The organism is Pseudomonas tehranensis (assembly GCF_014268615.1).
Taxonomy (GTDB): Bacteria; Pseudomonadota; Gammaproteobacteria; order Pseudomonadales; family Pseudomonadaceae; genus Aquipseudomonas; species Aquipseudomonas tehranensis.
In genome coordinates, this window is sequence record NZ_JABWQV010000022.1 from 37,870 (window position 1) to 45,191 (window position 7,322).

Below are 7,322 nucleotides of genomic sequence, written 5' to 3' on the forward strand. Positions count from 1 at the left end.
TTGATCCTGAGCCGACCGACACAGACTAGGCCCGCCAGCGCCGGATCTCAATACGCAAAATCGCACTGTGCCTTGGTGATTTTCATAATCAGCGGTCATGACGCCGGCGTTAGTATCGGGACACACCGCCAAGAACAATAAGGAAATCGCCCATGTCGTACTTCCCCGCCATCGACAAGGTTCGCTACGAAGGTCCCGCCAGCGACTCGCCTCTTGCTTTTCGCCACTACGACGCCGACAAGCTCGTGCTCGGCAAGCCCATGCGCGAGCACCTGCGTATGGCTGTGTGCTACTGGCATACCTTTGTCTGGCCGGGATCCGATGTGTTCGGCGCCGGCACCTTCCAGCGCCCGTGGCAGCATGCCGGCGACCCGATGGAACTGGCCATCGGCAAGGCCGAAGCGGCCTTCGAATTCTTCTCCAAACTGGGCATCGACTACTACTGCTTTCACGACACCGATGTCGCCCCGGAAGGCCAGTCGCTGAGGGAGTACCGCAACCACTTCGCGCAGATGATCGACCACCTGGAGCGTCACCAGGAACAAACCGGGATCAAGCTGCTGTGGGGCACCGCCAACTGCTTCAGCAACCCGCGCTTTGCCGCAGGCGCGGCCAGCAACCCGGACCCGCAAGTGTTCGCCTGCGCCGCCGCCCAAGTGTTCAGCGCGATGAACGCCACCCAGCGTCTCAAGGGGGCCAACTATGTGTTGTGGGGCGGTCGTGAAGGTTACGAGACCCTGCTCAATACCGATCTCAAACGCGAGCGCGAACAACTGGGCCGCTTCATGGCCATGGTGGTCGAGCACAAGCACAAGATCGGTTTCAAGGGCGATCTGCTGATCGAACCCAAGCCCCAGGAACCGACCAAACACCAATACGATTACGACAGCGCCACGGTGTTCGGCTTCCTGCAACAGTTCGGCCTGGAGAAGGAGATCAAGGTCAACATCGAGGCCAACCACGCGACCCTGGCCGGGCACAGTTTCCATCATGAGATCGCCACCGCCGTCTCCCTGGGGATCTTCGGCAGCATCGACGCCAACCGAGGCGATCCGCAGAACGGCTGGGACACTGACCAGTTCCCCAACAGCGTCGAAGAGATGACCCTGGCCACCTATGAAATCCTCAAGGCCGGTGGGTTCAGCAATGGCGGCTTCAACTTCGATTCCAAGGTCCGTCGTCAGAGCCTGGACGAGATCGACCTGTTCCACGGCCACGTCGCGGCCATGGACGTCCTCGCCCTGGCCCTGGAACGTGCAGCGGCCATGGTACAGAACGACCAACTCCAGCAGTTCAAGGACCAACGCTACGCCGGCTGGCAGCAGCCGTTCGGTCAGGCGGTGCTGGCAGGTGAGTTCAGCCTCGCTTCACTGGCCGAACACGCCTTCGACAACGAGCTCAATCCGCAGGCTGTGAGTGGTCGGCAAGAGATGCTCGAAAACGTGGTCAACCGGTTCATCTACCCCTGACACCAGGCCCCGTTCGCTGCGCAGAGGTTGTTACATTCTCACGACAAATCTCTGCGCGCGGCACCCCGGGAGTCTCTACAGTTCTACCCGCACCACGTTCATCGTCAGGCAGTGTCTTTCGAACAACAATAAAAGGACGCACCACCATGAAAAAACTGAAACTCACGCTGCTCGCCGGCGCCTTGGCCCTGCTCTCGCTTCCGGTCATGGCCGACGCTACCCACCCGAAAATCGGTTTCTCCATCGATGATCTGCGCCTGGAACGCTGGTCGCGGGACCGTGACTATTTCGTCGCGGCGGCGGAAAAAATGGACGCCAAAGTCTTCGTCCAGTCGGCCGATGCCAACGAGCAGAAACAGATTTCCCAGATCGAAAACCTCATCTCCCGTGGCGTCGATGTGATCGTCATCGTGCCGTTCAACGCCACCGTGTTGACCAATGCCGTGGCCGAAGCCAAGAAGGCCGGGATCAAGGTGGTGTCCTATGACCGACTGATCCTCAATGCCGACATCGACGCCTACATTTCCTTCGATAACGAAAAAGTCGGCGAGATGCAGGCCAGCGGCGTGTTGAAAGCGGCGCCCAAGGGCAACTACTTTTTGCTCGGCGGCGCGCCCACGGACAACAACGCCAAGGTCCTGCGCGAAGGCCAGATGAAAGTGCTGCAACCGGCCATCGACAAGGGCGATATCAAGATTGTCGGGCAGCAGTGGGTCAAGGAATGGAACCCCACCGAAGCCTTGAGCATCGTTGAAAACGCCCTGACCCGCAACGACAACAAAATCGATGGCATCGTCGCCTCCAACGACGCCACTGCAGGCGGTGCCATCCAGGCCCTGGCCGCGCAGAAAATGGCCGGCAAGGTGCCGATCTCGGGCCAGGACGCGGACCTGGCGGCGGTCAAGCGGGTGATCGATGGCACCCAGACCATGACCGTCTACAAGCCGCTGAAACTGATCGCCACCGAAGCGGCCAAGCTCTCGGTGCAACTGGCGCGCAACGAGAAACCCACCTACACCTCGCAATACGACAATGGCAGCAAGAAAGTCGACACCATCCTGCTCACCCCGACTCCGCTGACCAAGGACAACATCGACCTGTTGGAGAAGGACGGGTTCTATACCAAGGCGCAGATCGCCGGGCAGTGATTTCTGTAGGAGCGGGCTTGCTCGCGAATGCGGTGGGTCAGTCACCATCAGTGCAGGCTGATGCACCGCTTTCGCGAGCAAGCCCGCTCCCACAGGAACTTTGCCTGACTCTGGCATTAGGGTGAGGCTGGCCCCCATCCTGACCTGCTGATGTGTGAGCCCTTTTTATATGAGCCCTCGCCATGTCCGACTACCTGCTGCAAATGAACGGCATCGTCAAAACCTTTGGCGGTGTCAAAGCCCTCAATGGGATCGACATCAAGGTCAAGCCGGGTGAATGCGTCGGCCTGTGCGGTGAGAACGGCGCCGGTAAATCCACGCTGATGAAAGTCCTGTCGGCGGTCTACCCGTACGGCACCTGGGACGGTGAAATTGTCTGGGACGGACAGCCGCTCAAGGCGCAGTCCATCAGCGAAACAGAAGCCGTCGGGATCGTCATCATTCATCAGGAACTGACCCTGGTCCCCGACCTGTCGGTGGCCGAAAACATCTTCATGGGCCACGAGCTGACGCTGCCCGGCGGACGCATGAACTACCCGGCAATGATCCACCGTGCCGAGGCCTTGATGCGTGAACTCAAAGTGCCGGACATGAACGTCTCGCTACCGGTTTCACAATACGGTGGGGGTTACCAGCAACTGGTGGAGATCGCCAAGGCGCTGAACAAACAGGCGCGCCTGTTGATTCTCGATGAACCCTCCTCGGCCCTGACCCGTTCGGAAATCGAGGTGCTGCTGGACATCATCCGCGACCTCAAGGCCAAGGGCGTCGCCTGCGTCTATATCTCTCACAAACTCGATGAAGTGGCCGCCGTGTGCGACACCATTTCGGTGATCCGCGACGGCAAACACATCGCCACCACCGCCATGACCGACATGGACATCCCGCAGATCATCACCCAGATGGTTGGACGAGAAATGAGCAACCTCTACCCCACCGAACCCCATGACATCGGCGAGGTGATTTTCGAGGCGCGCCATATCACTTGCTACGACGTCGACAACCCCAAGCGCAAACGGGTCGACGACATTTCGTTCGTGCTCAAGCGCGGGGAAATCCTCGGCATCGCCGGGCTGGTCGGCGCCGGTCGCACGGAACTGGTGTCGGCGCTGTTCGGTGCCTACCCCGGCCGCCATGAAGGTGAGGTCTGGCTCAACGGCCAACCGATCGACACGCGCACGCCCCTCAAGTCAATCCGCGCAGGCCTGTGCATGGTGCCTGAAGACCGCAAGCGCCAAGGCATCATTCCCGACCTGGGGGTGGGCCAGAACATCACCCTGGCAGTGCTGGACAACTACTCGAAAATGACCCGCATCAACACCGAAGCGGAGTTGGGCAGCATCGACCGGGAAATCTCGCGCATGCACCTCAAGACCGCGAGCCCGTTCCTGCCGATCACCAGCCTCTCCGGCGGCAACCAGCAAAAAGCCGTCCTGGCCAAGATGCTGCTGACCCAACCGCGCGTGCTGATTCTCGATGAGCCGACCCGTGGCGTGGACGTCGGCGCCAAGTACGAGATCTACAAGCTGATGGGCGCGCTGGCCGCCGAAGGCGTGTCGATCATCATGGTGTCCTCGGAGCTGGCCGAAGTGCTGGGGGTGTCCGACCGCGTGCTGGTGATCGGCGAAGGCCAATTGCGCGGCGATTTCATCAACCACGAACTCACCCAGGAGCAGGTGCTCGCCGCCGCCCTCAGCCACCCCGAAGACCATAACAATAATGATCGGAAGTCCGCGTAGATGAATCAGGTCAAGCAACTCTTCAGCCGCTACAAAATGCTCACGCTGGTGATCGCCGTGGCGGTGATCTGGCTGTTTTTCAGTTGGCAGACCGAGGGCGGGTTCCTGACCCCGCGCAACCTCTCCAACCTGCTGCGGCAGATGTCCATCACCGGGATTCTGGCCTGCGGCATGGTGCTGGTGATCATCAGCGGCGAGATCGATCTGTCGGTGGGTTCACTGCTTGGATTGCTCGGAGGCCTGGCGGCGATTCTCGACGTGATCTATCACATCCCGCTGCTGGCGAACCTGAGCCTGGTGGCCTTGTGTGGTTTGATGATCGGTCTGGGCAACGGCTACATGACGGCTTATCTGCGCATCCCGTCATTCATTGTCGGCCTGGGCGGCATGCTCGCCTTTCGCGGCATTCTGCTGGGGATTACCGACGGCACCACCATCGCCCCGGTATCACCGGAGCTGGTCTACATCGGTCAGGGTTATCTGCCGCACTCCGTCGGCACGGGCCTGGGCGTACTGCTGTTTGCCTTGACCCTGTTCCTGACCTGGAAACAGCGGCGCAATCGCGCCCTGCATGGTCTGGCGGCCCACTCCCTGGTGCGTGATGTATTGCGCGTGGTGCTGATCGGCGCGGTACTGGCGGGGTTCGTCTATACCCTCAACAGCTACGACGGCATCCCGGTGCCGGTGTTGCTTCTGCTGATTCTGCTCGGCGTGTTCAGCTACGTCACCAGCCAGACCGTGTTCGGCCGACGGGTCTACTCGGTGGGCAGCAACATGGAAGCCACGCGCCTGTCCGGGATCAACGTACAGGCGGTGAAGCTGTGGATCTTCGGCATCATGGGCGTGATGTGCGCCCTCGCCGGCGTGGTCAACACCGCGCGCCTGGCCGCAGGATCACCCTCGGCCGGCAGCATGGGAGAACTTGACGCCATCGCCGCCTGCTTCATCGGCGGCACCTCCATGCGCGGCGGCTCCGGCACCGTCTACGGTGCCCTCCTCGGCGCGCTGGTGATCACCAGCCTGGACAACGGCATGTCCATGCTCGACGTCGACAGTTATTGGCAGATGATCGTCAAGGGCAGCATTCTGGTGCTGGCGGTGTGGGTGGATGTGAGTACGCGCACGGGGCGGCGTTGATCTGTATGCGTCACTTGCTGGCAGAAGCCATCAGCACGCCAAAGCCCAGGAACGTGATGCCCGACAGCTTGCCGACAATCCTGGCGCCCTTGTTCGTGGAGAGCCAGCCTCTTGCGGCTTGGGCCACCAGGGCATACCCGGAATGCACCACTACAACGAGCAAACTGTAAGACGACACCAGCAAGAAGAACTGGCTGCAGTAGTCAGCCGCCGGCTTGATGAACTGGGGAAAGACAGCCAGGAAGAAGAAACCTGCCTTGGGGTTGAGCAGCTGGATTGACAACGCTTCGATAAAACGCCGCCAAGGACGCGGCGACGTGGCTTTGAGTTCGGGAATAAAACGCTGGGTACGCCACATCTTGATTCCCAGGTACAACAGGTACAGCGCGCCGATGTATTTGAGCACCGTGAAAGCTGTCGCCGAGGCGGCCAGGATCAAGCCCAGGCTACTGGCGCAAATGCCCGCCACGATAAACGCGCCTGAGGCGATCCCGACAATGCCCGGCAACGAACCGCTCCAGCCATGGCGCAAGGCATTGGAAATCGTCAGCACCACGCCTGGGCCAGGGCTGAGCACCGTCAGGGTTGCCAGAACCAGAAAAAGTCCGTAACTGGCCATTAATCACTCCACGTTGAAAGGCGCATTGATCCGGCCTGCAGATTGGCGTGGCAGTGCGACGCTGACAAACGCTTTAATTGCACCGCTGATGTGACTAAATTAGACGCATGATTGCCGACCTCCCCCCGTTGAACGCCGTCCGTGCCTTCGCCGCTGCCGCTCGCCACCAGAGTTTCAGTCGCGCAGCCGAAGAACTGCACGTCAGTCACAGTGCCGTCAGCCGGCACATCAAGCTGCTTGAAGAACGCCTGGGCGCGCAGCTGTTCGAGCGCCGAACCCGGCAGTCTGTGCTCACGCCGCAGGGCAAGGTCTTTTACGAACAGGTCAACGAGGCACTGACACAGATCGCCAACGCCGCGACCGCCCTGACCCGCAGCGCCGCCCAACGCAAGGTGACCATCAACGTGCGCCCGTCCTTCGCGGTGCGCTGGCTGATACCACGGTTGCCTGAGTTCATGGCGCTCCATCCGGACATCAAGCCTCAGGTGCTCACCCGCACGCAGCCGCCGGATCCATCGGGAGAAACGTTTGACGTGGTCATCCGCCGCGGATATTCCGGCTGGCCGTCCACAGTCCAGCCCCAGGTATTGCTGGAGGATGACCTGCTGCTGGTCGCCGCTCCGTCGTTGCTGCAATGCGTGCCGCTGGACAGCGTCCACGATCTGGCCTGGCACAAACTGTTGTCAGGCAGAACCCGCAGCAGCGACTGGCAGACGTGGGCAAAGCACGTGGGCATCAAACGATGGGGCACCCCGCCAACCCTGCAGTTCGATCACATGCATTTGGTGCTGCAAGCTGCCGTCGATGGCCTGGGCGTGGCCTTGTGTCCGACGTCGCTGCTGGGCAAAGACCTGTTGACCGGGCGCCTGGTCTGTCCACTGCCGTCCTTGCGCCTGCCGTTGACCCGCTATTATTACGGCGTTTCTCGGGATGCGGTGGCTGAAACGCAGTTTTTTGTTGAGTGGATGTTTTCTCAGACTCAGCAGCCAGCAGCCACTCGACACGAATAAATCCCCTCGTCACAGGAATGGGATTCCCTCTAAAACGCCGAGTGACATCGGCACTAGCGGTCTGAAAACCTCGTAGGAATTTACCCCCCGTGGCGAGGGAGCTTGCTCCCGCTGGGCTGCGTAGCGGCCCCAAACCAGACACCTCGTTTCGCCAGGTACACCGCAGGCAGCGGTTTTGCGACTGCTGCGCAGCCGAGCGG

Annotated in this window: 6 protein-coding genes; 5 read left to right on the plus strand and 1 reads right to left on the minus strand. The window is 60.8% G+C overall.

Going from position 1 to position 7,322, the window contains the following annotated elements:
- Positions 1-152: 152 nt before the first annotated feature.
- The 4 genes from xylA to HU811_RS07005 all read left to right on the plus strand — a co-directional run bounded on the left by xylA (position 153) and on the right by HU811_RS07005 (position 5,493).
- Positions 153-1,469, plus strand: a complete 1,317-nt coding sequence (gene xylA / locus HU811_RS06990; RefSeq protein ID WP_186654878.1) for a xylose isomerase — start codon at positions 153-155, stop codon at positions 1,467-1,469.
- 146 nt (positions 1,470-1,615) lie between these two features.
- Positions 1,616-2,617 (plus strand): D-xylose ABC transporter substrate-binding protein, encoded by a 1,002-nt coding sequence (gene xylF / locus HU811_RS06995; protein ID WP_092455393.1) that lies wholly within the window; start codon positions 1,616-1,618, stop codon positions 2,615-2,617.
- A gap of 182 nt (positions 2,618-2,799) precedes the next feature.
- Positions 2,800-4,356 (plus strand): D-xylose ABC transporter ATP-binding protein, encoded by a 1,557-nt coding sequence (gene xylG, locus HU811_RS07000; RefSeq protein ID WP_186654881.1) that lies wholly within the window; start codon positions 2,800-2,802, stop codon positions 4,354-4,356.
- A complete protein-coding gene (locus tag HU811_RS07005) occupies positions 4,357-5,493 on the plus strand; it encodes a sugar ABC transporter permease (RefSeq protein WP_186654883.1) in 1,137 nt (378 codons plus the stop codon).
- A gap of 10 nt (positions 5,494-5,503) precedes the next feature.
- Here HU811_RS07005 and HU811_RS07010 read toward each other — a convergent pair whose 3' ends face one another.
- A complete protein-coding gene (locus HU811_RS07010; RefSeq protein WP_092398829.1) occupies positions 5,504-6,112 on the minus strand; it encodes a LysE family translocator in 609 nt (202 codons plus the stop codon).
- A 107-nt stretch (positions 6,113-6,219) separates the two neighbouring features.
- On the opposite strand from HU811_RS07010, the gene gcvA reads away from it, so the two are divergent.
- Positions 6,220-7,122, plus strand: a complete 903-nt coding sequence (gcvA, locus tag HU811_RS07015) for a transcriptional regulator GcvA (RefSeq protein ID WP_186654885.1) — start codon at positions 6,220-6,222, stop codon at positions 7,120-7,122.
- Positions 7,123-7,322: the final 200 nt, after the last annotated feature.

What these genes read in the sequence shown, in the direction of transcription:
- xylA (WP_186654878.1), top strand. Translation starts at nt 153, where the DNA reads ATGTCGTACTTCCCCGCCATCGACAAGGTTCGCTACGAAGGTCCCGCC.
- xylF (WP_092455393.1), top strand. Translation starts at nt 1,616, where the DNA reads ATGAAAAAACTGAAACTCACGCTGCTCGCCGGCGCCTTGGCCCTGCTC.
- xylG (WP_186654881.1), top strand. Translation starts at nt 2,800, where the DNA reads ATGTCCGACTACCTGCTGCAAATGAACGGCATCGTCAAAACCTTTGGC.
- HU811_RS07005 (WP_186654883.1), top strand. Translation starts at nt 4,357, where the DNA reads ATGAATCAGGTCAAGCAACTCTTCAGCCGCTACAAAATGCTCACGCTG.
- HU811_RS07010 (WP_092398829.1), bottom strand. Translation starts at nt 6,112, where the DNA reads ATGGCCAGTTACGGACTTTTTCTGGTTCTGGCAACCCTGACGGTGCTC.
- gcvA (WP_186654885.1), top strand. Translation starts at nt 6,220, where the DNA reads ATGATTGCCGACCTCCCCCCGTTGAACGCCGTCCGTGCCTTCGCCGCT.